Raw genomic sequence first — 22269 nt, 5'->3', positions numbered from 1 at the left:
TGTCGGCACTTCCGCTTCTGATTTCATCGTGATGCTGAGGAAATGCCCGTGGCCCAGGACAAGCTGACTGATCCAGGAGGAACCCCTCGCCGCGTCCTGGTGGTCGACCCCCACGCGACCCTCCGCACCGTTCTCGCCCAGCGTCTCCGCCAGGATGGGCACCTGGCCGCCGCCGTCGCCACTGCCCGCGAAGCCCTGGAGATCTGCCAGGAGCAGTCCCCCGATCTGCTGGTGAGCGCCGAACTGCTCGAGGAGACCTCGGCCTTGCGCCTCGCCGCCCAGCTGCATTGCCAGGTGATGGTGCTCACGGCCCGCTCCGGCTCGGAGCCCGTGGTGGCCCTTCTCGATGCCGGTGCCGATGACGTGCTGCGCAAGCCCTTCGGTCTCGAGGAGCTCGCCGCCCGCTGCCGCACCCTGCTGCGCCGCAGCGGCAGCGGCCTCCAGGAACGGGTCTGCGTGGGCCCCCTGGAGGTGCACCTGCTGCTGCGCCAGGTCACCCTGCGCGACCAGCCCGTGGAGCTCAGCCCGCGGGAGTTCGCCCTGCTCTGCGCCCTGCTGATGCCCCCGGGGGTGGTGCGCAGTCGCCAGGAACTGCTGCGCATGGCCTGGCCCCCCTTCAGTGGCGGCCCCCGCTCGGTCGACACCCAGGTGCTCACCCTGCGCCGCAAGCTCGAGCAGGCAGGACTGGGAGAGGGCGGCGCGATTGAAACGATGCGGCAGCAGGGCTACCGCTTCAGCCTCGACACCCTGCCGGAGATGAGCGAGGAGGCTGCCGGTGCAGCCGGCTCCAGTCTGCTGGTGTCGTCCCCCACCACCGCCTCCCGCCTCAACTGAGCGTGAGCAGCAGGGTCAGGGCCTCTCCCGCCAGCAGGAGGCCGCACAGCAGGGCCAGCAGCCGGTAAGTCCAGGGCGGGCTGATGCGGCTAATCCCCTCGGTGGCGATGCCGGTGGCGGCGCTGAAGCGCTCCAAAAAGTCCTCGAAGCGGGCCACCCGCTGGGGCAGCAGCCAGGCGGCGCCGCTGCGTTCCCCCTGGCAACCGGCCGTGCGCACGTAGTAGACCCGACCTCCCTGGCTGGTGGTGACCGGGGTGAGGGCAGTGATGCGATCCCAGGGCAGCTGCCAGCCGCGGCGCAGCAGCCAGGAGCACCAGGGGGGATGGCACACCCGCAGCTCCCGCCCGTCGAGTTCCACCCGTTCACTGGTGATGGCGACCACCAGCAGCAGGCCGGCGCTGGCGGCCAGCAGCAGGGGAAGGCGCAGGGACTCCGGCGCCAGCACCGGCAGGGGCAGGACGAGGGCCAGGTAGAGGGCCAGCAGGGTGAACCGGATCAGCGGCGCCATCGGATAGCGCTGGGCCGTCGGGGTGGAGCTCATCGGTCGTCGGGGGATCCGGGCAGGGGCTCGATGACCTGGGAGGGCTGGTAGCGGCCGCCGAACACCTCCGCTTCCCGCCCCTTCCAGAACTCACCCAGCCGCATCAGGTCTGCATGGGCTTCCCCGAGCCGTTCGACGTACTCATTGGGCTCCATGGTGTCCTTGGCCTCCTTGAGCTTGCTGAGCCGCAGCAGGTGCCAGACCCAGGGCTTGCCCATCTCGCCGCGGGCCTCCAGGTAGCGCGCCAGGTCGGAGGAGCTGGGAGTCGGAGCCGCCATGGACACGCAATAAATGTTTACAAACCTTACCGCCGCCCCCGCTCCGGCGTGGCCCTGGGATGCCGGTTGGGGGGTGTCAGTAGAGATCGGGCCGCAGGTCCACGTGGTATCAGGCGGCGGCGGAGTGGGTGGGCCCGTATTCTCGGGGCCGGCAGTCGGCGATCAGCAGGGTGGGCTCTGGCCGGGCCGCCGCCAGCAGATCGCCATGGGGGCCGCAGATGACGCTGTTGCCCAGGTAGGCCGCCATCACACGCCCGTTCACCGTCTCCTCGACGCAGCGGTTGGCGTAGGCCACGAAGCAGCCGTTCTGAAAGGCATGGGCGGGGATCAGGGTGCGGGACACGTCCGGGTAGGGCTTGTCGGTGCGCTCGCCGGTGCTCAGCTCGGCCCAGGCATCGGCGGCCGTGGGGATCAGGACCAGCCACGCCCCCTCCAGCGCCAGCCGCCGGGTGAGCTCGGGGAACTCGGCCTCGTAGCTGTTGAGCAGGCCCACCCCCACCCCGTTCACCGGCTGCACCGTGTAGGCCGCCCCTCCTCGGGATGGTGGTAGCCGGCGCTCCAGCAGCGCTTCTCGTCCGGTCCCCAGAGGTGGGTCTTGCGGTAGTTGCGCAGCAGGCTGCCGTCTCGGTCGAACAGGGCGATGGCGGCCACCCGCCCCAGGCTGGGGCCGTCCACCGGTTCCGCCAGCAGCCGCGCGACCGCGGGCGTGACGATGTAGCCGGTGAGATAGAGCTCGGGGAAGGCCAGCAGCTGCACTCCCTGCCCCGCCGCCAGCTCAGAGAGCCGCTCCAGGCGCTCCAGGTTCTCTTCGACGGCCTCGGGGGTGCCGGCGCTGCCGCTGCCCTGCCGGATCCCCAGCCGCAGGCCCTCGCCGGCGGCCGGTGGCTGCGGCCGCACGACGCCGTGCAGGCGATGGTCGGGAACCATGGGGCGCTTCAGGCCGGCAGGTTCCAGGGATTGAGGCCCAGGTCGGCGCCGATGCGGTGGGCACAGGCGAAGCCGCTGAAGGCCACCGCGTTCAGCCCCTGGCCAGGGAAGCAGGAATCGCCGACGCAGTAGAGATCGGGGATGGCGGTGCGGTTGAAGGGCATCGGCAGCAGGCCGGGCAGCCGCAGGGCCGGCACCGGTCCGTAGCTGCCGCCGTGGCGGCCCAGGAAGCGGCGGTGGCTGCGGGGGGTGCCGATCTCCCGGTGGGTGATCGCTCCTTCCAGGCCCGGCAGGATCGCCTCCAGGCGGCGGATGAGGCGGGTGGCGGCGGCCTCCTTGGCGGCCCGGTAGGCCCCCGGCGCCAGCCCCTGCCAGACCTCCATCGACGATGGGGTGAAGGTGTGCACGATGTGGTGGCCGGCCGGGGCCAGGGAGGGATCCAGCAGGGTGGGAATCGAGACGAAGATCACCCCCTGCTCGGCCTCCATCTCCTCCCAGCGCTCCAGCAGCAGGTGGTGGACATGGCTGCCCGGCGGGATCGCCTCCGCCTTCACGCCCAGGTGCAGGGAGAGGAACGAGGAGGACGGCTTGTAGCGCCGCCGCCAGGTGCGCTCGGCCGCCGGGGTGTGGGCCTCGTCCACCAGGGAGCCGAAGGTGTCCCAGCGGGTGGCGTTGCTCACCACCCGGCGGGCGTGGATCTCCTCGCCGGCTGCCAGCCGCACCCCCACGGCATGGCCGTTCTCCAGCAGCACCTTCACCACCCGCGCCCGGTAGCGGATCTCGCCGCCGTGACTTCGCAGGCCCGCCACCAGCTTCTCGGCGATCACCCCGACGCCGCCTTTGGGGTAGTTGATGCCGCCGGCGTGGCGATCGGAGAACACCATGCCGGCGTTGATCATCGGCGTGCGATCGGCGGGCATCACCGACCAGCAGAAGCACTCCATGTCGATGAACTTCAGCAGCGCCGGATCGCTGATGTGGGCGCGGGCCACCGCGCCCACATTCACCGGCAGCCAGCGGGCCAGGCCCAGGCAGGCCAGGGGCGCGCGGAAGAATACCTTGGCCAGGTAGGCCGGGTCCTCCAGCGACAGCAGCGGCATCGCGTCGAGGCAGCGGAACACCTGCCAGCAGGTGTCGTAGAAGGCGCGGATCCCCGTGGCCTCATGGGGAAAGAGAGCGGTGAGATCGGCCAGAAAGCGGTCGTAGTCGCGGTCGACCGCCACCGACAGGCCGCCGGGCAGGTGGTAGGCCAGCTGGGCCGGGTCGGGGATCGTCTCGCAGTGCTCGCCCACGTCGGCGAGGGCCCGGGTGAGCAGGTTGGTGTGGCCCGTCTCGCCGAAGCCGAAGATCATCGAGGCGCCGACGTCGAAGGTGTAGCCCTCGCGGCGGAAGCTGCCGCCGCTGCCGCCGGGGATCAGGTAGCGCTCCAGCACCAGCACCGAGGCCCCCTTGGCCGCCAGCTGGCTGGCGGTGACCAGCCCGCCGATCCCCGAGCCGATCACGACCACGTCCCAGGGGCGGCCATCGGCCGCGGTGAGGGGGGCGGCGGCGGAGGAAGGGACGGTGACGGTCACCGGAACCAGGCGAACGGGAGCGGCCCGACCCTAGGAAGCGATCAGCCCGCCACGGCAGAGGTTGCGGCCTGACGCTGCGCGTCCCAGGCGGCCAGATCCGCCAGGGCCCGGTCGCGGTAGGCGCCATAGCGGCGGCGTTTGTCGCGGATGCGCTCCGGCAGCTCCGGCATCAGGCCGAAGCTGGGGGGCATGGGCTGGAAGCCCCCCTTGCGGGCGCTGCCGCTGCGCTCGGCCTCGCTGATGAAGGCCAGCAGGGCACCGGCCATGGTGGTGGCCGGCAGGCTCAGGGGCGCCAGCCCCCGCACCAGGCGGACGGCGTTGGTGCCGGCCAGCCAGCCGCCCGCCACCGCGGCGGCGTAGCCCTCGGTGCCGGTGATCTGGCCGGCGGCCAGAAGGGTGGGCCGCTGGCGGAACTGCAGGGTGGGCTGCAGCAGCTCGGGGGACTCCAGGAAGGTGTTGCGGTGCATCACCCCGAAACGCACGAAGCTGGTGTTCTCCAGCCCGGGGATCATCCGCAGCACCCGCTGTTGCTCGCCCCATTTGAGGTTGGTCTGGAAGCCGACGAGGTTCCAGAGGCGGCCGTCCTTGTCCTCCTGGCGCAGCTGCACCACGGCATGGGCCCGTTTGGCGCGGCGCACATCGCGGTCGTGCAGGTCGCCCCAGCGCGGATCCCAGAGGCCGATCGGCTTGAGGGGGCCGTAGCGCATGGTGTCCTCGCCGCGGCGGGCCAGTTCCTCGATCGGCAGGCAGCCCTCGAAGAAGGTGGCGCTCTCCTGCTCGAAATCCTTCAGCTCCGCCTTCTCCGCCTCCAGCAGGGCCGTGCGGAAGGCGAGGTACTGCTCCCGGTCCATGGGGCAGTTGATGTAGTCGGCGTCGCCCTTGTCGTAGCGGCTGGCCCGGAAGGCCACCGACAGGTCGATGCCCTCCCCCTCCACGATCGGGCTGGCGGCATCGAAGAAATGGCACGACTCCCGCCCGGTGAAGAGCAGCAGGTCGTCGGCCAGGGCGGCGCCGGTGAGGGGCCCGGTGGCCAGCACGGCGATCTCGGCGGGGTCCGGTAGCGCCAGCTGCTCGCGGCGCTCCACCGTCACCAGGGGGTGGGCCTCAACGGCCGCCGTGAGGGCGGCGCTGTAGCGGCCCCGATCAACGGCCAGGGCGCCTCCGGCGGGCACCGCATGGACATCGGCGGTACGGATCACCAGCGACCCCAGGCGGCGCAGCTCCTCTTGGAGCAGGCCGGCGGCCCGGTCGGGAGAAAGGGCGCCGAAGCTGTTGCTGCAGACCAGTTCGGCGAAATCGCCGCTGTGGTGGGCCGGGGAGGGGCGCACGGGCCGCATCTCCACGAGCCGCACCGGAAGTCCGGCTTCGGCGATCTGCCAGGCGGCTTCGGTGCCGGCCAGGCCGGCACCGATGACGACGACCATCAGGCGCGGGCGCGCTTGAGCATCAGTTGCAACTGACCCACGGCGGCGCGGCCGATGTTGAAGGCGGCCCAACCCACGGCCAGGAGGATCGGAGCAGCGACGAGCAGCAGCCGGAGGTCCATGGCGACGCAGGGAAAAACGATGGCGGGATCCTAACGGAGTCCAGCGTGAACCTCAGCCAGCTGGCGGTAGCGGTGGGCGTGCTGGCGCTGGGCCTCGATCGCGGCGGCATCCAGCTGCCGTTTCACCACCGCTGGAGCCCCCATCACCAGGGCGCCGGCGGGCACGTCGCGGGTGACCACCGAGCCGGCCGCCACCAGGGCCCCGGCCCCCACTGTGACGCCGTTGAGCACGATGGCGCCGATGCCGATCAGGCAGCCGTCCTCCAGCGTGGCGCCATGGACCACGGCCCGGTGGCCGATGGTCACATCGGCGCCGATGGTCACGGGCTGGCCCGGATCCCCGTGCAGCACGGCGCCGTCCTGGACGTTGCTGCCCTCCCCCACGGCGATCGCGCAGACATCCCCCCGGGCCACCGCGGTGGGCCAGAGGCTGGCCCCCGCCGCCAGGTGCACATCGCCGATCACCACCGCCGACGGGGCCACCCAGGCGGCAGCGTCGATGCGGGGGGCGTCCCAGCGGCTGGGCCAGGCGTCGGGGCTGGTCATGGGGCGTGGCCTCGATGGGGGGTCAGGGTGCGGCGGCCGGTGGGCTTGGAGAGGGTCACCGCCGGGTGATAGCTTCCCCAGCAACGGGTCGCTAGCTCAGCGGTAGAGCATTCGGCTTTTAACCGACTGGTCCTGAGTTCGAATCTCAGGCGACCCATCCCAACCACCGCAAAGCCCACCAGCTATACGCCGATTTGCTGCAGTGGGCTGAGTTATCGATAGGCCTCGCTCCTGTGGCTGACTCCGACCACCAGCACGACAAGCTGCTCATCTTCGATCAGACAGATCACCCGGTGGTCGCCGACCCGGTAGCGCCTAGACCGGAACGGTTGGCCGCCAGGGCCTTCCCTCTCTGACGCGGATCGTCGGTCTCCTGCAGGAGCCGTTTCTTTATACCGCAAAAGGTTCTGCGGGGTCGAGCGATCCAGCTTCTTGAGCTGGCGCCTGGCCGTCTCAGAGATCCGGAGTGTCCAGGCCAAGTTCTTTCACCACCTCATCGAGGCAGTAGGTCCTTTCCTGTCCCAGGCGCATCCGTTCCACGGTGGCGGCGCCGAAGTAGGCATCCTCCAGGTCGTCCAGGCCCTGCTCAATCAGCTCCCGCAGATAGAAGGCCTTGGTCCGCCCTGTTTCGGAGGCCAGCCGATCCAGCCGCGCCTCTGTTGCCGGGTCCAGGCGGACGGAGGTGGCCATGTAGTTTTGTGAATTGTTATATTCACCCTAGCTGCACCATCCCGCAGCGGACCCCCTTGAGCACCGCCTGCATGCGGTTGTTGACGCTCAGGGTCTGCAGCAGACGCTTGGTGTAGGTGCGGGCGGTCTCGTCGCTCACCACCAGCTTCTGGGCGATCTCCCGGTCGCTGAGGCCGCTGGCCAGCAGGTCCAGCACCTCATACTCCCGCGGTGTCAGCCGCGGACAGCTCAGGTAGGGGAGCTTGCCCGAGCGCAGCGAGGGGCTGCGGTAGGAGTGGTGCCCCATCACGGCGATCACGGCGGCCTGCAGGGGGCGCTGGTCGTCGACGATGTCGGCCTCCGCCACAACGGCCTCCAGCCAGGGGGCGTGCTCGTATTCGGCGGGAATCACATCCCCGAGGGCGAGCATCACCGCCTTGAGGCCGGGCATCAGCTCCTTGGCCTTGCGGGTCAGCTCGAAGCCGTTGCCGCCCTCCAGGTGATCGGTGCAGATCAACAGTTCGTAGGGCTCCCGGCGCAGATAGGCGAGACAGCTGGCCTCATCGGTGATGGCGCAGCCGATCAAACGGCGGTCGCTGATGCTCTCGCAGATGGCCCGCAGCAGGAAGCGGCCCTTCATGGCGATGGCCACCTTCCCCTTCACTGCCACCGACAGCAGCATCGCGTCGAAGGTGTTGCCTTCCAGGTTCTCCAGGAATGGTGTGAGATCCATCGCGACCACCCCTGCAGCCCTGCGGGCCATCCTTTCCACCGTCATCATCCGACCCCACGGGACCGGGCCGTGGCCGCTCCGGCCGCTCAGTCGAGGAGGCCGGCGGCCTGGTCGTCGACCGCGATCAGCCGCATCAGGATCAGCTGCAGATCGAGATCGGTGAGCTCGCCGTTCGCGCTCCACTTCATGCAGGTGCGGCCGAGACAGTTCTTCTGGCGCACCGTCTCTTCGGGTCTGGTCTCTGGCGCGTTGACCATGGCGAAGTCCCTCGTGTCTTGAATTCAAGATACGAAGACCCTGTGTTTGTACCTATCCCCATCTGGGGGTAGTTCTGGGGCTCCTGGTCCGGCGGACCCTTTTCAGAAGCGGAAGGTGGTCTTCACCAGGCCGCCCAGCTGCCGGAAGGTGGTGCCGGGGGTGGTGTCCTGCCCCAGCGGCCGGCTCAGGTAGAAGAGGGCCGGGGTGACGCTGATGGTGTCGGTGACCTGCAGCTTGTACCACCACTCCCAGGCGAAATTGCCGTCCTGGGGCGTCTGGTCGCCTGTCAGGGCCGTGGCGAAGACGGGCTGACCCACCGCCATGCCCAGGGCGTTGCCCTTGAGGAAGGCGTCGTCCCACTGCAGGCCCACCATCCACGACTGGCTGGTGCGCAGGGCCCCGGGAGCCTGGGCGGTGTCGACGCTGGTGCCGTTGATGCCCCACCCCACACTGATGGAGGGAATCCAGCCGGACTGGGCTGGCTGCCAGTAGCCGCTGAGGCCGAAGGCATCGGTGCGGCTGTTGGGGTTGGCCTCGAAGGTGAGGCCCGTGAAGGGGGTGGTGCCGGGCACACCGACGCCCGATTGGATGCGGGAGTAGATCGCCGCCAGGCCCCACTGGTCCTTGGCGTAGCCGATCTGCACTGTGCCGGTGCCGGCCGAAGCCACGGTGCCGATGCCGCCGATGTTGGGATCGCCCCCATCGCCGTTGGCGGCCACGTAATTGGCGCTGATGCTGAAGCCGCCCTGCTGCCACCAGACGCCGGCCCCCGGGCCGAGGTTCTTGTTGTAGGCCGCCGGGGCGCCGTTGAGGGTGAACAGGTTGAGGATGGTGTCGGAGGGATAGGCGCTCGGCCAGAGGGCGAGCATGTCCTCCTGGCCCACCCGGCCACCGACGCTGGCGGTGAACTGACTGCCGATCGGGAACTGGTAGAAGATCTTGTCGATCGCCACCACATCGCCGCAGTCGGCGGGGCCACCGCAGTCTTCCTGGAAGGCCGCCTCCAGGGTGGAGAGCCCACCGGTGGGACCGGCGCCGCCGAAGGCGGAATCGGCGAAGTTGCCGGCCCGCAGGATCGTGCGCAGCAAGTCCTTGCCCGTGAAGCTGGTGTCGAAGCTCAGCTGGATGTCGTAGCTGAAGGTGGTGGCCCCCACGGCGGCCCGGGCGGCATCGACGTTGAGGGTGTCACTGCCCGAGAACGCATTGGCACCGATCACGAAGGTGGCCTGGCCGCTCAGCTTGGTGGTGGTGGAGAACTGGGTGGCCTCCAGGTCGCCCACCTTGGCCTCCAGGCCATCCACCCGGCCGCGCAGCACGGCGAGTTCCTTCTCGAACTCGGCCATCAGGCGCTTCAGCTCGTCGGTCACCTCGGTGATCCGGTCGAGGCAAGCGTTCAGCAGGGCCGCCGCTTCGTAGCGGGTCATGGCCTGGCCGCCCTTGTAGGTGCCGTTCGGGTAACCGGCGACGCAGCCGTAGCGCTCGATCAGGTTCGCGAGGGCCTGGAAGGCCCAGTCGGTGGGCTTGACGTCGGAGAACTGGTTGATGCTGGTGACCTGCTCCTGGCCCTGCCCCGCCGCGGACCTGGCGTAGCGGTTGACGGCGTCCAGGTTCAGCTCGCCGGCGCTGGCCGCGAGCGGGGCCAGGGGGGCCAGCAGACCGGCGGTGGCGGCGGGAATCAGGTGACGCAGGGGAAGGCCCATGGAGGTCGAAGCGTTGCCGAGGGAAAGGGAAGGGGGCACCGATCGGGCCGGCACCGGAACGCGGGCTGGAGAGCGGGAAGGGACCCTCCAGCAGAGGTGCGCTTGAACAGGAGATGCCTGAGAACGATAATAGTTATCAGCAATAGCTCCCTTGCCCTGGACCGGTTCTCCCGCCGGCAGGGGGCGCCGTCGCCATCCGCCCCATCCTGTTCAGGCGCTGCTGGGGAAGGCCACCACCAAAGGAACAGGGGGCGGTGCCAACGGGCACGCGCCAGGGTCCCCTGGCGTCAGGTTCTGCGGCGCGCCGAGGGGACAGTGACAGCAGCCTCCCTTCCTGCCCATGGCACCGACCTGCCGCTGGCGCCCAGCCCTGGCCCTGGGCCTGCCGCTCTGCCTGGGCCTGGCCCTCTCCGCCTGTGGCCCGCGCCCCGGTACGGCGGCGCCGACGGAGCGCGCCGTGGCCCAGTCCTTCGTGGAGAGGGTGGTCCTGCCGAACTACACCCAGCTGGTGGCGCAGACGGCGGCCCTGCAGGAGGCGATCCAGCGCCTCAGCGAGAACCCATCCGACGCGCAGCTCGCGGCCACCCGTCAGGCCTGGCTGGCGGCGCGGCGGACCTGGGAGACCAGTGAAAGCTGGGCCTTCGACCCTGCCGAGACCAACGGCTTCGACGGGGCCATGGACGACTGGCCCGTCAACGGCAAGGACCTGGCCACCGCGCTGGGCCGCCAACGCTTCGGCTCCGACACCTTCGCCGCCCTCAGCGAGACCGCCAAGGGGTTCCACGGCATCGAGTGGGTGCTCTATGGCGGTCGCACCGGCTCTCCGCCCACCGCGGCCCAGCTCACCCCGGGTGAACGGGCCTACCTGCGCCTCGCGGCCGATGATCTGCACCGTCAGGCGGCCGGGTTGCTGGCCAGCTGGTCGGGTCCTGAGGGCTTCGGCGCCCGGTTCAGCCGCCCAGGGGAAGCCGGCGCCGCCGTGCAGGAGATGCTGCAGGGGGTCATCGGTCTGCTGCAGGAAGGGGGCGACGAGAAACTCGGCCAACCGTTGAAAACCCGCGATCCCCGCACCCTCGAGAGTGCCGACAGCGGCAACACCCAGGCGGATCTGGTGGCCAATGTGGAAGGGGCCCGCCGGGTGCTGATGGCCACCGGTCTGGTCGAGCTGATCGGCAGCCGCGACCCCGACCTGGCCCGCCAGATCGACCGCGAGAGCGCCGCGGCGGTGGCGATGGCCAAGGGGTTGCCCGACCCCCTCAATGGCGCCCTCTCCGATCCCACCGCCCGCCAGGCGATGGAGGCGCTGATCAGCCAGCTGCACAGCACGGCGAAGCTGGTGGAGCGCTCGGTGCCGCTGCTGTCCTGATGGCCCGTCCCTCCCGCGTTCTGCGGCGCGTCCTGCTGGCCGGGCTGGCCCTGGCCGTGGTGCTCGGGCTCGGCATGCGGCAGGCCTGGGGGGCCGCCGATCCCCAGCAGGCCGCCGGAGCGATGACGGTGGCCAACCGCACCTCGGCTGCCTTCGAGCAACCGGCCGCCGGCCTCACCCCCGCGGAACTGGAGCGCCACCAGGTGGCCGATGTGTTGTTCGATCGCACCCACGTGCCCCTGGAGGGTGCCCCCGGGGCGGGTCTGGGGCCACGCTTCAATGCCGCCTCCTGCATCGCCTGCCACGTGCGCAACGGCCGGGGCCGGCCGCTGATGGGGGAATCCCTGGTGCGGGTGGCACTGCGGAACGGGCAGCCGGTGCCGGGCCTCGGCCACCAGGTGCGGGACCGCGCCGTTTTCGGCGCCCGGCCGGATGCGGCCGTGACGGTGGCCTGGCTGGAGCGGGATGGCCGGCGCCGGCCGGAGGTCCGGCTGGAGGGTGACGCGTCCCTCGACCTGTCCGAGCGTTCGGTGGCCCGCTCCCTGCGGGTGGCGCCGCCCCTGATCGGCCTGGGCCTGCTGGAGGCGGTACCGGAGGAGGCGATCCTGGCGCACGCCGATCCCGACGACCGCGACGGTGACGGCATCTCGGGCCGGCCCCACTGGCTGGAGGAGGGGAAGGGGACGCCGCGGCTGGGGCGTTTCGGCTGGAAAGCGGGCGCCGCCACGGTGCGCGACCAGACCGCTGCCGCCTTCCTCAACGACATGGGCCTGACCAGCCCGGGGGACATCGGCACCCGCGAGCTGGAGCTGGTGACCTATTACAGCCAGACGCTGGGCGCCCCGCGCACCGCCCTGCCGGCCACTAGCCCGGTGGTGCGACAGGGCCGGGAAGTGTTCGGGACGCTGCAGTGCGCCCGTTGCCATGTTCCCCGGCTGACCACCGGCCGTTCCCCCGGGGCGGTGGCCGGGGCGATCAACGGCCAGCCGATCTGGCCCTACACCGATCTGCTGCTGCACGACATGGGCGCCGGCCTCGACGACGGGGTGGCCGAGAAGGGGGCACCGGGGCGGGAATGGCGCACGGCCCCCCTGTGGGGCCTGGGCCTGGCCCAGCGGGTGAATGGGTCGGTGGGGTTCCTCCACGACGGCAGGGCCCGCACCATTGAGGAGGCGATCCTCTGGCATGGGGGGGAGGCCGCCGCCGCCCGGGAGCGCTTCACGGCCCTGGCCCCGGAACAGCGGCGCCGCTTGCTGGGCTGGCTGCAGCAGCTCTGAGGCTCCGCCAGCCTCAGAGCGCGAAAAGGGCGTCGTAGCGGCCGTACTCCGGCTTGCGCAGGCCATCGACCGCCAGCATCCGCCGCAGTTCGATGATCTCGGCGCGCTGGGCCACGATCACCTGGCGGGCGAAGCGCCGGATCGTGGGGTTGGTGCTCTTGGCCAGGGCGTCGTGGGCCATGATCAGCGCCCCGCCGTGGTGATGGAGCATCCCCTCCAGGAACCAGACGACGCGATTGTCCGGGCTGGGGGGATCGCCCATCATGCGCATCCCGTCGATCTGGGCCTGGCTCATCCGGGTGAGGCCGGCCAGGCTGTTGGGATCGCCGCCATTGGACAGGGCCACCGGATACACGGGCGCCTTGGGGTACCAGGCCTTGCGCCACAGCCCCATGGCCCGGATTTCGTTGGCCTGGTCACGCCAGATCGTCTTGCCCAGGGCCCCCACACCGGGCGCCCCGATGCCGAAGACGAACTCGCTCATGCGCAGGGCACCGGTGTGGTGCTGCACCATCCCGTCGATGAAGCGCAGGTCGTAGGTGGAGCCGGCGGGGCCCACATCATGGGCATGGCCGGCGTGGGCTGGAGACGTGCCGGCCGGGGCGGCGTGATGGTGCTTGTGGTGGTCGTGGGGCATGCCGCTGTGGTCCTGCGCCAGGGCTGGGAGCGTCAGGCCCAGAGCGCAAAGGGCGCCGAACAGGGCGAGGGAGAAGCGGCTGCGGCGCATGGAGGCTCAAGATCAACTCTCACCGTATGGTCTCCACTTGGCTGGAGAGTCAAGGGTTCCGGCGGCACCGCGGCCAGGTGAGAGGCACCGGGCCGAGCCGCGGCGCCTGGGCCGGATCCCCCAGCGGCGCCAGGGGGGCCTCAGAGAAGGGTTGTGGGGCGTTCTGGGTGTAGGCCACGGTGTACAGCTGGGGCTCAGCCTTCAGTACCCATCCCTTGAGCTGCTCGAGGTGCTCGGCGAAGGCAGGGCTGTCTCGCATCGCCAGATCGGTCTCCAAGGGACTGAAGTGGGCCTCATTGAGGGCCCGGGTGCGATCGAGGCTGAGGTGCAGATTGGCGCTGAGACTGCCTGGAAAAACGCCCTGAAGGCGCTTGTATTCACCCACCTGGGTGGCCACGAAGGCCTCATCCCGATCCGGATCCAGGGGACAGACATTGATCAGCACGACCCCGTCGCCGACACGGATCGTGTTGACGGGAAAGCCATTGCTGAAGCTGGCGGGGGATTCGCTCATCGAGGGGCCGCAGGGGGAAGGTTCACAGGAATGGATCAGAGGATGCCGCCGTTCACCTGGAGGGTCTGGCCGTTCACCCAGCGGGCGTCATCGGAGGCGAGGAAGGCCACCACACCCGCCAGATCGCCAGGCTGGCCGAGGGGGCCCAGGGGCGTGGAGGCGATGCGATGGGCCAGGGCCTCAGCCGGCATGATCAGTCCGTCGGTGTCGGTGCCCCCGGGGCCGATCGGGTTGCCGGAGATGCCGGGGGGTCCGAGTTCCTTGACCAGAGCCATGCCGAACGGCTCCACCGCCGCCTTGCTGGCGGCGTAGATCCGTGCTGCCGGCAGGGCCTGGCGGGTGACGCCGCTGGCCAGGTTGATGATCCGGCCCCCGTCGGCCCCGTGGCGGGTCGTCTCCTGGAGGGTAAAGAAGGTGCCGCGGCCATTGGTGTCGATCACCCGGTCGTCGTCCGCTTCGTCGATGTCGGTGGTGGGTGTGAACACCGAGACCCCGGCGTTGTTGACGACGATGTCGAGGCGGCCGAACGGCTCGAGCACGCTGGCGAACAGGGCCTGGGCTCGCACCCCACTTCAGCGACGACGACCGCACCTTGATCCCCGTGATTCAGTCGCTCTGTGCCTGGGGCCAGCGGCACGGGCAGCGTCAGGTTCGTCACGACTGAGTGGGGTGGGTCGGCGTCGCCCCTCAGGGGGTCCCGTACCAGCTGCGGTACCACTGGGCCATCTGCTCGATCTCCTGGCCCTGGGCCTTCACCATCGCCTGCTGCATCACCCTTAGCTGCGGATGCTGGCTGTTGGACTGGGCCATTGAGGCCATCATCACGCCCATGCGGTGGTGGGGAATCATCTGTTCGATGAAGGCGCGATCGAAATCCGAAGCGCTCTTCAGCCAGGAGAGATCGGCTCCCGTCCCCCCCATTCCCATCATTCCCATGCCGCCGCGGTGGCCCATTGCTTCCCCCCACGTCGGCACACTCCCGCCGAACCACTGGCGGTACCAGGTCCGCATCTGCGCGTTCTCCTGGGTCTGGCTGGCCTTGATGCTGCTGGCCAGGGCCTTGATCTCCGGCCGCCTGGCCCGGCTCAAGGCCAGATCCGCCATGGCGATCGCCCCGTCATGGTGGGGAATCATCATCACGATGAAGTGCTGATCCATCGACTGGGTGCCCATGCGGCCCGCACCCATTCCGCTCCCCATGGGAGGAGCACCGGTGGGGGGCTGTGCAAGCGCTGGCGTCCCCAGCCCCAGGTACAGAGCACCCAGCCCTGCGACGGCAGCCAACCTGCGCGCCGCCGCCCGTGTCCGGACGCCGGCGGATCGGGAATGGTCCATCCGTTCTGCTCCCTTGCGTGTGGCTGTTTTGAGTATGGGAAGGCAGCCGGGAGCCGGTGAGGGTCCGGCCCAGGGATTCATCTCCGGGCCCCGTGGCACGGCTGAACGCCCCTGCGCGATTTCAGACCCGCAGATTGGGGCAGATCAGATCCCCTTCCTTGGCCGGATCGTTCTGCCAGCCCTCCAGCAGGCCCTGCAGTTCCTGCCTGAGCTTGCCCAGCTCCTGGATCTGGGCATCGATCCGCCCGATCTGTCGCTCCAGTTGGATCTGGATGTCGCCGCAGGGCAACTCCCCGGCGTCATGCACCGCCAGACAGCCCTGGATCTCCTGCAGGCTGAGCCCAAGGGTCTTGAGCCGGCGGATGAACTCGAGGCGTCGCAGGCTCTGCTCCGCAAACAGCCGGTAGCCGCCCTCGCTGCGACCGATGGCCGGCAGCAGACCCAGATCCTCGTAGTAACGGAGGGTCTTGACGGGCAGGCCGCTGCGCCCAGCCAGAACCCCGATCTTCATGCCGGTCTTCAGGCCGGTCTTGATGCCGACGGCGGCCATGGGCGTGAACGACCACTCACACCAAAATCCTAATGGCGGCGAAGGCCGCCGAAGGATCAGGAGGCCGCGGCCTCGATGATGGCCCTGGTGACGGATTCCACCTCCTGCGCCACCTCCACTACGTCAGGATCGGAGCAGAGGGTCTGCAGCATTCTCTCAGGCCGGATCATGCCGATCCGGGTCTGACTGACTTCCGTGAAGACGGAGATTCGACACGGAAGCACCATCGACAACGTCATATGGTTCGTCAGCACCCTGGCAGCCTGCCCTGGGTTGCAGACGTCGTAGATCCGACAGTCCTCGGTGAATTCGATCCCCTTGCTGCGCAGGGTCTGGCCGAGGTCGTGGACTGCCAAGACCCCGAAGCCCCGGGCCACGATGGCGTCCTGCAGGTCCGTACTTGCCTGCGCAAAGGATTTGGTTGTGTCGGCAATGAAGAAGGGATCCATGGGAGTCACGGCCTGCAAGGGTGGTGTGGGGATGTGACATCGCCGCAGACAAGCTGTGTCGCCATCTATCCGCACCAACCAGTGGATGTCCGCTGGAGGTCATCTGCGGCGAGCTCGAGTCGGCCCGGCCCGATCAGTCCTGTCCGTCAGCCAGTTTCGCGGCAGCGTCACTGACCTTCTGGGCCACGGCCCTGGCACCATCCTTGAGATCTTCAGCCGCGTTCATGGCAGAGGCCTGAACCTGTTTGGCCTTGCCCTTGAGTTGGTGGCCGGTGTCGCCGGTCAGTTCACCCAGGGCCGATTCAAGTCTGCCCTCCGCATCCTTGGCGGCGGCGTCAGCTTTGTTGGACATGGTTCTCGTGGCGAGGTGAATCTGCAGCGTGGGGATCCTGGGTGCCAAAAGGGTGTCGTCGATCCGCTGCTGCTACTCCAGCCTAGGGATGGCAGAACGACCTGCGTGTGAATCCTTCGGCCCAACCCAAGGTGAAGGCTGGTCAGGCCAGGCCTGGCATGGATGGTCATGGCCTTGATGGGATCGTCTGCATCAACTTGCATCAAACGGGCAGCAGATCCGCCTCTGTCCTGACACCCGTTTCAACGTTTCTGAACGGTCGATGGGAAAGGAAACCCCTGTGAAAGACTGGTTTTAGCGGGGTGGAACCATGGCGAAGCCGCTCATCACTGCCGGCATGGGATCGGTGCCCTCTCCTGACGGTGTCGCGTTCCGGGTCTGGGCCCCCCATGCTGAGCATGTCTCCGTCATCGGGTCCTTCAACCACTGGGATGGGGCCGCCCATCCGATGGATTCCGAGCCCCGTGGCTTCTGGTCCATCTACGTTGAGGGCGCCAAGATCGGCGACCAATACAAATACCAGCTCTCCACGCCGTGGGGAGTGATCAAGCGCATTGATCCCTATGCCCGAGAGGTGACCAACTCGGTCGGAAATGCCATCATCCATGATCCTGACTTCTGCTGGGAAGATGATGACTTCAGCATGATGAGCTGGAATAAGCTTGTTATCTATGAATTGCATGTCGGCACGTTCAATGATGATCAGCTCAGTCTGCCTGGACAATTCGGCTCCATCAAAGCTCGACTCGAACACCTGAAGCGGCTTGGCATCAACGCCATTGAGATCATGCCTGTCGGTCAATTTGCCGGCCAGCGCTCCTGGGGCTACAACCCATCCCATATCTTTGCCGTCGATTCAGACTATGGTGGTTCCCTGGGCTTCAAGCGGTTCATCAAGCGTGCCCATCAGGCTGGCATTGCCGTGATTCTGGATGTTGTTTTTAATCATTTCGGCCCCAGTGACCTTGACCTCTGGAGATTTGATGGCTGGTCTGAGAATGGCAGGGGGGGGGATCTATTTTTATAACGATGATCGTGCTTTGACGCCATGGGGCGAGACGCGGCCTGACTACGGCCGAGGTGAAGTTCGTCAGTACATCCTTGATAACGTTAGCATGTGGCTCGATGAGTATCATCTTGACGGCCTCCGGTTTGACAGTACTGGTTATATTCGCAACATCGGTGAGAATGGAACTCAGGAGATTCCCGATGGCTGGAGCATGCTCCAGGCCATCAACGAATCCGTGGCCCGGCATCACCCGGGACGCCTCACCATCGCTGAAGACCTGCGCAGCAATGACTGGTTGACCAAGGATGTCGGCGCCGGCGGTGCAGGATTTGGATCCCAGTGGGATCCCCACTTCGTCCAACCGATCCGTCAGGCCGTCATTGCCTCCCATGATGAGGACCGTGCTCTGGACAGGGTCCGAGACGCGATCCTCTATCGCTACAACGACGATGCCTTTGAGCGCGTGATCTACAGCGAATCCCATGACGATGTTGCCAATGGGCAGTCCCGGATTCCCCAGGATGTCAATCCGGGCGATCCCACCGGCTGGCATGCCCAGAAGCGCTCCACGCTGGCCGCCGCCATGGTGTTCACCGCGCCCGGGATTCCCATGCTGTTTCAGGGACAGGAGTTTCTTGAGGGAGGCTGGTTCCGCGATACGGTCCCCGTTGACTGGGACCAGCGCCAGGAGTTTCGCGGAATCATGCGTCTGTACCGGGATCTGATCCGTCTCCGCCTTGATCGGGAGAGCGTTTCCCGTGGCCTCTGCGGTCAGTTCACCCAGGTGTTTCACCTCGATACCCAGCGAAACGTGCTGGCTTTTCACCGCTGGGACAGGGGAGGGCCCGGGGATGATGTTGTGGTGATCGCTAATTTTTTTCACGAGTCCCAGGAGGACTACACCGTGGGCTTGCCGGCGGCCCATGGCTGGAAACTTCGCTTCAACAGTGATTGGCACGGGTACAGTGAGAGCTTTGACGGCTATCAAAGCGGTGATGTTGAAGCCGTTCCAGGAGAATGGGATGGGTTCCCCTATAACGCGTCTTTCCGTATGGGGCCCTACAGCGTTCTGATCTATTCCCAATGACCTTCTCTCCCCCGTTGAGGCGGAGCCGATGAGACGTTTCAACATCCTTCATCTCACCACATACACCTACAGCGCACCTGTTCAGCTCGGCACGCATACACTGCGTCTTCGTCCACGGGAGGGCCACGATCTGCGTATCGAGACCTCCTCGTTATCCATACTCCCGGCGGCGAAACTGCGCTGGCACCGTGATGTTGAGAGCAATTGTCTTGCTATGGCCTCATTCCGCGATGCCGCTGACAGGTTGCTGATCGAAAGCAGCCTGATCATCCAGCAGTACGACCATGTTCCATTGGACTTTCTTGTAGATGATGACGCCGTTTTCTATCCCTTTCAGTATGCTTTCAAGGACCATCCCGTGCTGGCCGCCTACCTGACGGCGACGCCAGCAGAACCTGGCCATCCATTGATGCAGTGGATAGCAACGGTCTGGCAGCCGGGCGAAGTCATCGAGAGCTATGCCCTGTTGAAGCGTCTGAATCTGGCGGCCCACCAGCGTGTCTCCTACCGCAAACGCGACGAGCCTGGCGTCCAGACCCCTGCCGAAACGCTCAACAGCGGCTGGGGCTCCTGTCGTGACATTGCCTTTCTGTTCATGGAAGCGGCCAGGGGATTCGGTTTCGCCGCCCGTTTCGTCAGCGGTTACAGCTTCACCGCGCTGCCACCGCAGGAAGCCGGCAGCATGCACGCCTGGGCGGAGGTCTTTCTGCCAGGGGCTGGCTGGAAGGGCTTCGATCCCACCCATGGCGCCATTGTCGGCGACACCCACATCCCTGTCGCGGTGGCCCGAAGGCCCGAGTCGGTTCCGCCCATCGCCGGCACTTTTGGCGGAGCCTCGCTGCTGTCGATGGACGTGGGCGTGTGGGTCACGGAGCTCCAGGGCTTCACGGCGAACGTCGAAACCTGAGCGTCCCACGCCATGCTGGCCTGGTTGGCTGCTTTGAATCAGGGATTCAACGGTGCACCTAGAACCCCTTCTCGAGGCCGCTGACCCGGCCGTCTTCCGGATCGTCTCCCCCTCCGGGTCCTCGGCCGTGCTGCTCACGGCCGACCACGCCGGCCGCGCCATTCCCCGCCGTCTGGACGGCCTGGGCCTGAATGATCGGGTGCTCGACACCCATGTGGCCTTGGACCTGGGTGTGGACGGGCTGGCCCTGCACCTCTCGGCGCGGCTCGACGCCTTTCTGATCCTGCACAACTACTCGCGGCTGGTGGTCGATGCCAACCGGCCGCCGGACGCGCCGGATTCGATCGTCAGCCACGGCGAGGCCGGCGCCATCGCCGCCAACGCGAACCTCTCTCCGGCCGAGCGGCAGCAGCGCCTCGAAGAGCTCTTCCACCCTTACCACCGCCGTATCGGGGCGGAGCTGGAGGCCCGACGCGTGCGCGGCCAGCCCAGCGTGCTGGTGACCCTGCACAGCTTCACGCCGGTGCTCGGGACGGAGGTGCGCCCCTGGCATGTGGGAGTGCTCTATGGACGTGATGGCCGCCTCGCCCGGCGGATGCGCCAGGAGCTGGAGCGGGAGCGGGGTCTGCGGGTGGGAAACAACGAGCCCTATGCGGTGAGCGAGGCGAGCGATTACACGGTGGTGGTGCACGGCGAGCGTCGCCGGATTCCTCACGTGGAGCTGGAGGTCCGCCAGGACCTGCTGGCCACCGAGGCCGGCCAGCAGGAATGGGCGGAGCGCCTCGCCGGTGTGCTGGAGATTGCCCTGGCGGAGGGATTCCCGCCGCCAAGGGTCGCCCGCGGTTCCTAGGGTGATGGATGGACAAACCTCAGAGCGCCACGCCGCTGCCGACGCACCCCCTAAAAATCCGGGTTGGATTTGATGTGGCGCTGCGCTTCCCAGCGGCGACTCCCATGATCGTCACCCTGGGGGTGCATGCCAGTCGATCAGGGGATCTGCTGGAGCCCGACCTGCTGCGGGTGGAGCCGGAGGTGCCGCTGAGCTTGTACGTGGACTCCTTTGGCAACCACTGCCACCGGCTGGTGGCCCCGGCCGGTGTGCTGCGACTGCGGGGTAGTGGACTGGTGGCTGATTCCGGCCTGCCCGATCCGGTGTTGCCGTGGCTGGAGCAGCAGCCGGTGGAGAAGCTGCCGGAGGAGAGCCTGCTGTTTCTGCTGGCCAGCCGCTTCTGCGAGTCCGATCTGCTGTCGCCCCTCGCCTGGTCACGGTTCGAGGCGGCCCCGGGCGGCTGGGGGCGGGTTCAGGCGATCTGCGATTTCGTCCATCAGCACGTGCGCTTCGACTACGGCCGCTCAAGCCCGACGAAGTCAGCCCTCCAGACCTTCGAAAGCCGGGAGGGGGTGTGCCGTGACTTCGCCCACCTGGCGATCGCCCTCTGCCGCTGCATGAACATCCCGGCGCGATACTGCACCGGTTACCTGAGTGACATCGAGGTGCCGCCGCCCCATACGGCCATGGACTTCCATGCCTGGTTCGAGGCCTACCTCGGCGACGGCTGGCACGTGTTCGACCCGCGCAACAACACCCCCCGCATCGGCCGGATCCTGATGGCCCGGGGCCGGGATGCGGCCGACGTGGCCCTCACCACCAGCTTCGGCCCGTCAGAGCTGGTGTCGTTCCAGGTCTGGACGGCATGACCTACTGCGTGGCGGTGCTTCTGGAGAGCGGCATGGTGTTCGCCTCCGACTCCCGCACCAATGCGGGGCTGGACGATTTCGCCAGCTTCTGCAAGATGACCGTGTTCGAGCGCCGCGGCGACCGGGTGCTCGTCCTGCTCAGCTCCGGCAGCCTGGCAGGAACCCAGGCGGTGATCGGTCTGCTGCGCCAGCGGGCCGAGGCCGGCGACGGGGAGCCCACGGTTTGGACGGCCCGGACCATGTTCGATGTCATGGTGCTGGTCTCGGATGCGGTGCGGGCGATCGAGCAGCGCGACGGCCCCTACCTGAAGGCCTCCGGCTCCAGCTTCAACGCCTCCTTCCTGGTGGGCGGCCAGATCAGGGGCGAGGCGCCACGGCTGTTCCGTATGTATGCGGAGGGCAACTTCATTGAGGCCGGCGAGGACACACCCTTCCTTCAGACGGGTGAGGCGAAGTACGGCAAGCCGATCATCGACCGGGTCATCCATACCGACACAACGCTGGCGGAGGCCTCCAAGTGCGTGCTGGTGTCCTTCGACTCGACCATGCGCAGCAATCTGTCGGTGGGGATGCCGATTGACCTGCTCGTCTACGAGCGGGACCGCTTCGAAATCCTCCACCGCCGCCGCTTCAGTGAGGGGGACAGCTACTTCAAGGACCTCAGTGCCGAGTGGAGCGTGGGGGTGCGCAAGGTGTTCCGGGAGCTGCCGGAACTGGTCTGGTAGGCGGCCCGAGCCCCGCGGCCGATCCCCCACCGCTGGTGCTGATCCACGGGATGTGGGACACTCCCCGCCTGTTCGATCCCCTGCAGCGCCAGCTGGCGGGGCGCCGCGGCCCCCTGCTGATTCCCCATCTGCCCCACCGCTTCGGGATCACCCCGATCGAGGAGCAGGCGGCCCTGCTCGGCCTCCACATCGAGGCGGCCTTCGGTGCCGAGCAGCCCATCGACCTGCTGGGCTTTTCGATGGGCGGGGTGATCGCCCGGACCTGGATCCAGCTGCGGGGCGGCCACCGGCGCACGCGGCGGCTGATCAGCGTCGGCAGTCCGCAGCAGGGCACCCTCACCGCCGGCCCCTGGCCCAGCTGGCCGCTGGCCGGCATCGCCGACCTGAAGGCGGGCAGTCCCCTGCTGGCGCGGCTGAACAGCCACCTGGCCACGCTGGAGCCCGTGGAGTGCTGCAGCTTCTACTGCCATCCGGACCTGATGGTGATGCCGGCCTGGCGTGCCGTGCTGCCGCTCGGCCCGGGCCGCTGCCTGCCAGTGCGCTACCACCACCAGCTCATGACCCACCCGGCCGCCCTGCGGGCTCTGGTGGACGAACTGCTGCGGCCGGATCCGGGAGGAGCGGATCCGGGGCTTCCAGGCTGATTGCGGTTTAGCTTGTCGTGTCT

30 protein-coding genes and 1 tRNA gene are annotated in these 22269 nt (G+C 68.0%); 11 read left to right on the top strand and 20 right to left on the bottom strand.

Going from position 1 to position 22269, the window contains the following annotated elements; translation table 11 throughout:
- Positions 1–42 precede the first annotated feature (42 nt).
- Entirely contained in the window at positions 43–834 is a 792-nt protein-coding gene (locus CYAGR_RS04200; RefSeq protein WP_015108533.1) for a response regulator transcription factor, read from the top strand.
- On the opposite strand, the gene CYAGR_RS04195 is transcribed toward CYAGR_RS04200, so the two are convergent.
- From CYAGR_RS04195 to CYAGR_RS04165, 8 genes are all read right to left on the bottom strand, one after another.
- A complete protein-coding gene (locus CYAGR_RS04195; protein ID WP_015108532.1) occupies positions 827–1375 on the bottom strand; it encodes a hypothetical protein in 549 nt (182 codons plus the stop codon). The genes CYAGR_RS04200 and CYAGR_RS04195 overlap by 8 nt on opposite strands.
- Positions 1372–1653 (bottom strand): hypothetical protein, encoded by a 282-nt coding sequence (locus tag CYAGR_RS04190; RefSeq protein ID WP_015108531.1) that lies wholly within the window; start codon positions 1651–1653, stop codon positions 1372–1374. Before CYAGR_RS04190 ends, CYAGR_RS04195 begins: the two co-directional genes overlap by 4 nt.
- Positions 1654–1762: 109 nt before the next feature.
- A complete protein-coding gene (locus tag CYAGR_RS18830; RefSeq protein ID WP_245552599.1) occupies positions 1763–2170 on the bottom strand; it encodes a nitrilase-related carbon-nitrogen hydrolase in 408 nt (135 codons plus the stop codon).
- Positions 2158–2580, bottom strand: coding sequence for a nitrilase-related carbon-nitrogen hydrolase (locus CYAGR_RS18825; RefSeq protein WP_216593364.1), 423 nt, complete (start codon positions 2578–2580; stop codon positions 2158–2160). Before CYAGR_RS18825 ends, CYAGR_RS18830 begins: the two co-directional genes overlap by 13 nt.
- 8 nt (positions 2581–2588) lie before the next feature.
- Complete coding sequence (crtH, locus tag CYAGR_RS04180; protein WP_015108530.1) at positions 2589–4154, bottom strand: carotenoid isomerase; 1566 nt, start codon at positions 4152–4154, stop codon at positions 2589–2591.
- Positions 4155–4195: 41 nt separating this feature from the next.
- Positions 4196–5578 (bottom strand): FADH(2)-oxidizing methylenetetrahydrofolate--tRNA-(uracil(54)-C(5))-methyltransferase TrmFO, encoded by a 1383-nt coding sequence (gene trmFO / locus CYAGR_RS04175; RefSeq protein WP_015108529.1) that lies wholly within the window; start codon positions 5576–5578, stop codon positions 4196–4198.
- Positions 5578–5700 (bottom strand): photosystem II protein Y, encoded by a 123-nt coding sequence (locus CYAGR_RS04170; protein WP_015108528.1) that lies wholly within the window; start codon positions 5698–5700, stop codon positions 5578–5580. Before CYAGR_RS04170 ends, trmFO begins: the two co-directional genes overlap by 1 nt.
- A gap of 30 nt (positions 5701–5730) precedes the next feature.
- The gene (locus CYAGR_RS04165; RefSeq protein ID WP_015108527.1) at positions 5731–6246 is read right to left on the bottom strand and encodes a gamma carbonic anhydrase family protein; all 516 of its coding nucleotides are present in this window, start codon (positions 6244–6246) and stop codon (positions 5731–5733) included.
- A gap of 85 nt (positions 6247–6331) precedes the next feature.
- On the opposite strand from CYAGR_RS04165, the gene CYAGR_RS04160 reads away from it, so the two are divergent.
- Positions 6332–6403 (top strand) — tRNA-Lys (locus tag CYAGR_RS04160).
- Positions 6404–6458: 55 nt separating this feature from the next.
- On the opposite strand, the gene CYAGR_RS19560 is transcribed toward CYAGR_RS04160, so the two are convergent.
- From CYAGR_RS19560 to CYAGR_RS04140, 5 genes are all read right to left on the bottom strand, one after another.
- Entirely contained in the window at positions 6459–6725 is a 267-nt protein-coding gene (locus CYAGR_RS19560; protein WP_071881548.1) for a type II toxin-antitoxin system RelE family toxin, read from the bottom strand.
- A complete protein-coding gene (gene relB / locus CYAGR_RS04150; protein ID WP_015108526.1) occupies positions 6700–6936 on the bottom strand; it encodes a type II toxin-antitoxin system RelB family antitoxin in 237 nt (78 codons plus the stop codon). Before relB ends, CYAGR_RS19560 begins: the two co-directional genes overlap by 26 nt.
- A gap of 22 nt (positions 6937–6958) precedes the next feature.
- Positions 6959–7648, bottom strand: coding sequence for a response regulator transcription factor (locus CYAGR_RS04145; protein ID WP_015108525.1), 690 nt, complete (start codon positions 7646–7648; stop codon positions 6959–6961).
- Positions 7649–7734: 86 nt separating this feature from the next.
- Positions 7735–7905, bottom strand: coding sequence for a hypothetical protein (locus CYAGR_RS18145; RefSeq protein ID WP_015108524.1), 171 nt, complete (start codon positions 7903–7905; stop codon positions 7735–7737).
- A gap of 102 nt (positions 7906–8007) precedes the next feature.
- Positions 8008–9606 (bottom strand): iron uptake porin, encoded by a 1599-nt coding sequence (locus tag CYAGR_RS04140; RefSeq protein ID WP_015108523.1) that lies wholly within the window; start codon positions 9604–9606, stop codon positions 8008–8010.
- Positions 9607–9946: 340 nt separating this feature from the next.
- Between CYAGR_RS04140 and CYAGR_RS04135 the strand changes: the two genes are divergently transcribed.
- Positions 9947–10972 carry an imelysin family protein gene (locus CYAGR_RS04135; protein ID WP_015108522.1) on the top strand — a complete coding sequence of 342 codons (1026 nt, stop codon included), beginning with the start codon at positions 9947–9949 and terminating at the stop codon, positions 10970–10972.
- Positions 10972–12249 carry a di-heme oxidoredictase family protein gene (locus CYAGR_RS04130; protein ID WP_015108521.1) on the top strand — a complete coding sequence of 426 codons (1278 nt, stop codon included), beginning with the start codon at positions 10972–10974 and terminating at the stop codon, positions 12247–12249. The genes CYAGR_RS04135 and CYAGR_RS04130 overlap by 1 nt, the downstream gene beginning before the upstream one ends.
- Positions 12250–12262: 13 nt before the next feature.
- Here the strand turns inward: CYAGR_RS04130 and CYAGR_RS04125 are convergent, their stop codons facing one another.
- The 7 genes from CYAGR_RS04125 to CYAGR_RS04095 form a co-directional block, all read right to left on the bottom strand.
- Positions 12263–12976, bottom strand: coding sequence for a DUF305 domain-containing protein (locus tag CYAGR_RS04125; RefSeq protein ID WP_015108520.1), 714 nt, complete (start codon positions 12974–12976; stop codon positions 12263–12265).
- 49 nt (positions 12977–13025) lie between these two features.
- Complete coding sequence (locus CYAGR_RS04120) at positions 13026–13490, bottom strand: hypothetical protein (protein WP_015108519.1); 465 nt, start codon at positions 13488–13490, stop codon at positions 13026–13028.
- A gap of 35 nt (positions 13491–13525) precedes the next feature.
- Positions 13526–14056 (bottom strand): SDR family oxidoreductase, encoded by a 531-nt coding sequence (locus CYAGR_RS04115; protein ID WP_051017021.1) that lies wholly within the window; start codon positions 14054–14056, stop codon positions 13526–13528.
- Between the two features lie 121 nt (positions 14057–14177).
- Positions 14178–14690 (bottom strand): DUF305 domain-containing protein, encoded by a 513-nt coding sequence (locus CYAGR_RS04110; RefSeq protein ID WP_043325413.1) that lies wholly within the window; start codon positions 14688–14690, stop codon positions 14178–14180.
- Between the two features lie 256 nt (positions 14691–14946).
- Positions 14947–15375: a heavy metal-responsive transcriptional regulator gene (locus CYAGR_RS04105; protein ID WP_015108517.1), complete on the bottom strand. Its 429-nt coding sequence runs from the start codon at positions 15373–15375 to the stop codon at positions 14947–14949.
- A gap of 56 nt (positions 15376–15431) precedes the next feature.
- Complete coding sequence (locus CYAGR_RS04100) at positions 15432–15824, bottom strand: DUF302 domain-containing protein (RefSeq protein ID WP_015108516.1); 393 nt, start codon at positions 15822–15824, stop codon at positions 15432–15434.
- Between the two features lie 133 nt (positions 15825–15957).
- A complete protein-coding gene (locus CYAGR_RS04095; RefSeq protein ID WP_015108515.1) occupies positions 15958–16176 on the bottom strand; it encodes a CsbD family protein in 219 nt (72 codons plus the stop codon).
- A gap of 310 nt (positions 16177–16486) precedes the next feature.
- Between CYAGR_RS04095 and CYAGR_RS18820 the strand changes: the two genes are divergently transcribed.
- The 7 genes from CYAGR_RS18820 to CYAGR_RS04065 all read left to right on the top strand — a co-directional run bounded on the left by CYAGR_RS18820 (position 16487) and on the right by CYAGR_RS04065 (position 22246).
- Complete coding sequence (locus tag CYAGR_RS18820; protein WP_216593363.1) at positions 16487–17203, top strand: alpha-amylase family glycosyl hydrolase; 717 nt, start codon at positions 16487–16489, stop codon at positions 17201–17203.
- 88 nt (positions 17204–17291) lie between these two features.
- On the top strand, positions 17292–18272 hold the full coding sequence (locus CYAGR_RS18815; protein ID WP_216593362.1) for an alpha amylase C-terminal domain-containing protein: 981 nt from the start codon (positions 17292–17294) through the stop codon (positions 18270–18272).
- A 28-nt stretch (positions 18273–18300) separates the two neighbouring features.
- The gene (locus CYAGR_RS04085; protein WP_015108514.1) at positions 18301–19179 is read left to right on the top strand and encodes a transglutaminase family protein; all 879 of its coding nucleotides are present in this window, start codon (positions 18301–18303) and stop codon (positions 19177–19179) included.
- Positions 19180–19231: 52 nt separating this feature from the next.
- A complete protein-coding gene (locus CYAGR_RS04080) occupies positions 19232–20029 on the top strand; it encodes an N-formylglutamate amidohydrolase (RefSeq protein WP_015108513.1) in 798 nt (265 codons plus the stop codon).
- A gap of 104 nt (positions 20030–20133) precedes the next feature.
- Complete coding sequence (locus CYAGR_RS04075) at positions 20134–20877, top strand: transglutaminase-like domain-containing protein (RefSeq protein WP_245552598.1); 744 nt, start codon at positions 20134–20136, stop codon at positions 20875–20877.
- Positions 20874–21602 (top strand): proteasome-type protease, encoded by a 729-nt coding sequence (locus CYAGR_RS04070; protein WP_015108511.1) that lies wholly within the window; start codon positions 20874–20876, stop codon positions 21600–21602. The genes CYAGR_RS04075 and CYAGR_RS04070 overlap by 4 nt, the downstream gene beginning before the upstream one ends.
- Before the next feature lie 50 nt (positions 21603–21652).
- Positions 21653–22246 (top strand): esterase/lipase family protein, encoded by a 594-nt coding sequence (locus CYAGR_RS04065; protein WP_051017189.1) that lies wholly within the window; start codon positions 21653–21655, stop codon positions 22244–22246.
- Positions 22247–22269: the final 23 nt, after the last annotated feature.

Source organism: Cyanobium gracile PCC 6307 (genome assembly GCF_000316515.1).
In the GTDB taxonomy this organism is placed as follows: domain Bacteria; phylum Cyanobacteriota; class Cyanobacteriia; order PCC-6307; family Cyanobiaceae; genus Cyanobium; species Cyanobium gracile.
The sequence above is the reverse complement of the archived record's forward strand: the minus strand, read 5'-3'. Positions and strand labels throughout refer to the sequence as shown.

Coding starts and splice junctions, on each gene's coding strand:
- CYAGR_RS04095 (WP_015108515.1), bottom strand. CDS start 16,176: ATGTCCAACAAAGCTGACGCCGCCGCCAAGGATGCGGAGGGCAGACTT.
- CYAGR_RS04165 (WP_015108527.1), bottom strand. CDS start 6,246: ATGACCAGCCCCGACGCCTGGCCCAGCCGCTGGGACGCCCCCCGCATC.
- CYAGR_RS04195 (WP_015108532.1), bottom strand. CDS start 1,375: ATGAGCTCCACCCCGACGGCCCAGCGCTATCCGATGGCGCCGCTGATC.
- CYAGR_RS04110 (WP_043325413.1), bottom strand. CDS start 14,690: ATGGGGAGCGGAATGGGTGCGGGCCGCATGGGCACCCAGTCGATGGAT.
- CYAGR_RS04120 (WP_015108519.1), bottom strand. CDS start 13,490: ATGAGCGAATCCCCCGCCAGCTTCAGCAATGGCTTTCCCGTCAACACG.
- CYAGR_RS18825 (WP_216593364.1), bottom strand. CDS start 2,580: ATGGTTCCCGACCATCGCCTGCACGGCGTCGTGCGGCCGCAGCCACCG.
- CYAGR_RS04085 (WP_015108514.1), top strand. CDS start 18,301: ATGAGACGTTTCAACATCCTTCATCTCACCACATACACCTACAGCGCA.
- CYAGR_RS04105 (WP_015108517.1), bottom strand. CDS start 15,375: ATGGCCGCCGTCGGCATCAAGACCGGCCTGAAGACCGGCATGAAGATC.
- CYAGR_RS18815 (WP_216593362.1), top strand. CDS start 17,292: ATGTGGCTCGATGAGTATCATCTTGACGGCCTCCGGTTTGACAGTACT.
- CYAGR_RS04100 (WP_015108516.1), bottom strand. CDS start 15,824: ATGGATCCCTTCTTCATTGCCGACACAACCAAATCCTTTGCGCAGGCA.
- CYAGR_RS04190 (WP_015108531.1), bottom strand. CDS start 1,653: ATGGCGGCTCCGACTCCCAGCTCCTCCGACCTGGCGCGCTACCTGGAG.
- CYAGR_RS04135 (WP_015108522.1), top strand. CDS start 9,947: ATGGCACCGACCTGCCGCTGGCGCCCAGCCCTGGCCCTGGGCCTGCCG.
- CYAGR_RS04070 (WP_015108511.1), top strand. CDS start 20,874: ATGACCTACTGCGTGGCGGTGCTTCTGGAGAGCGGCATGGTGTTCGCC.
- CYAGR_RS04145 (WP_015108525.1), bottom strand. CDS start 7,648: ATGGATCTCACACCATTCCTGGAGAACCTGGAAGGCAACACCTTCGAC.
- CYAGR_RS18145 (WP_015108524.1), bottom strand. CDS start 7,905: ATGGTCAACGCGCCAGAGACCAGACCCGAAGAGACGGTGCGCCAGAAG.
- relB (WP_015108526.1), bottom strand. CDS start 6,936: ATGGCCACCTCCGTCCGCCTGGACCCGGCAACAGAGGCGCGGCTGGAT.
- CYAGR_RS18820 (WP_216593363.1), top strand. CDS start 16,487: ATGGCGAAGCCGCTCATCACTGCCGGCATGGGATCGGTGCCCTCTCCT.
- CYAGR_RS04200 (WP_015108533.1), top strand. CDS start 43: ATGCCCGTGGCCCAGGACAAGCTGACTGATCCAGGAGGAACCCCTCGC.
- CYAGR_RS04130 (WP_015108521.1), top strand. CDS start 10,972: ATGGCCCGTCCCTCCCGCGTTCTGCGGCGCGTCCTGCTGGCCGGGCTG.
- CYAGR_RS04125 (WP_015108520.1), bottom strand. CDS start 12,976: ATGCGCCGCAGCCGCTTCTCCCTCGCCCTGTTCGGCGCCCTTTGCGCT.
- trmFO (WP_015108529.1), bottom strand. CDS start 5,578: ATGGTCGTCGTCATCGGTGCCGGCCTGGCCGGCACCGAAGCCGCCTGG.
- CYAGR_RS04140 (WP_015108523.1), bottom strand. CDS start 9,606: ATGGGCCTTCCCCTGCGTCACCTGATTCCCGCCGCCACCGCCGGTCTG.
- CYAGR_RS04065 (WP_051017189.1), top strand. CDS start 21,653: ATGTGGGACACTCCCCGCCTGTTCGATCCCCTGCAGCGCCAGCTGGCG.
- CYAGR_RS04075 (WP_245552598.1), top strand. CDS start 20,134: ATGATCGTCACCCTGGGGGTGCATGCCAGTCGATCAGGGGATCTGCTG.
- CYAGR_RS04170 (WP_015108528.1), bottom strand. CDS start 5,700: ATGGACCTCCGGCTGCTGCTCGTCGCTGCTCCGATCCTCCTGGCCGTG.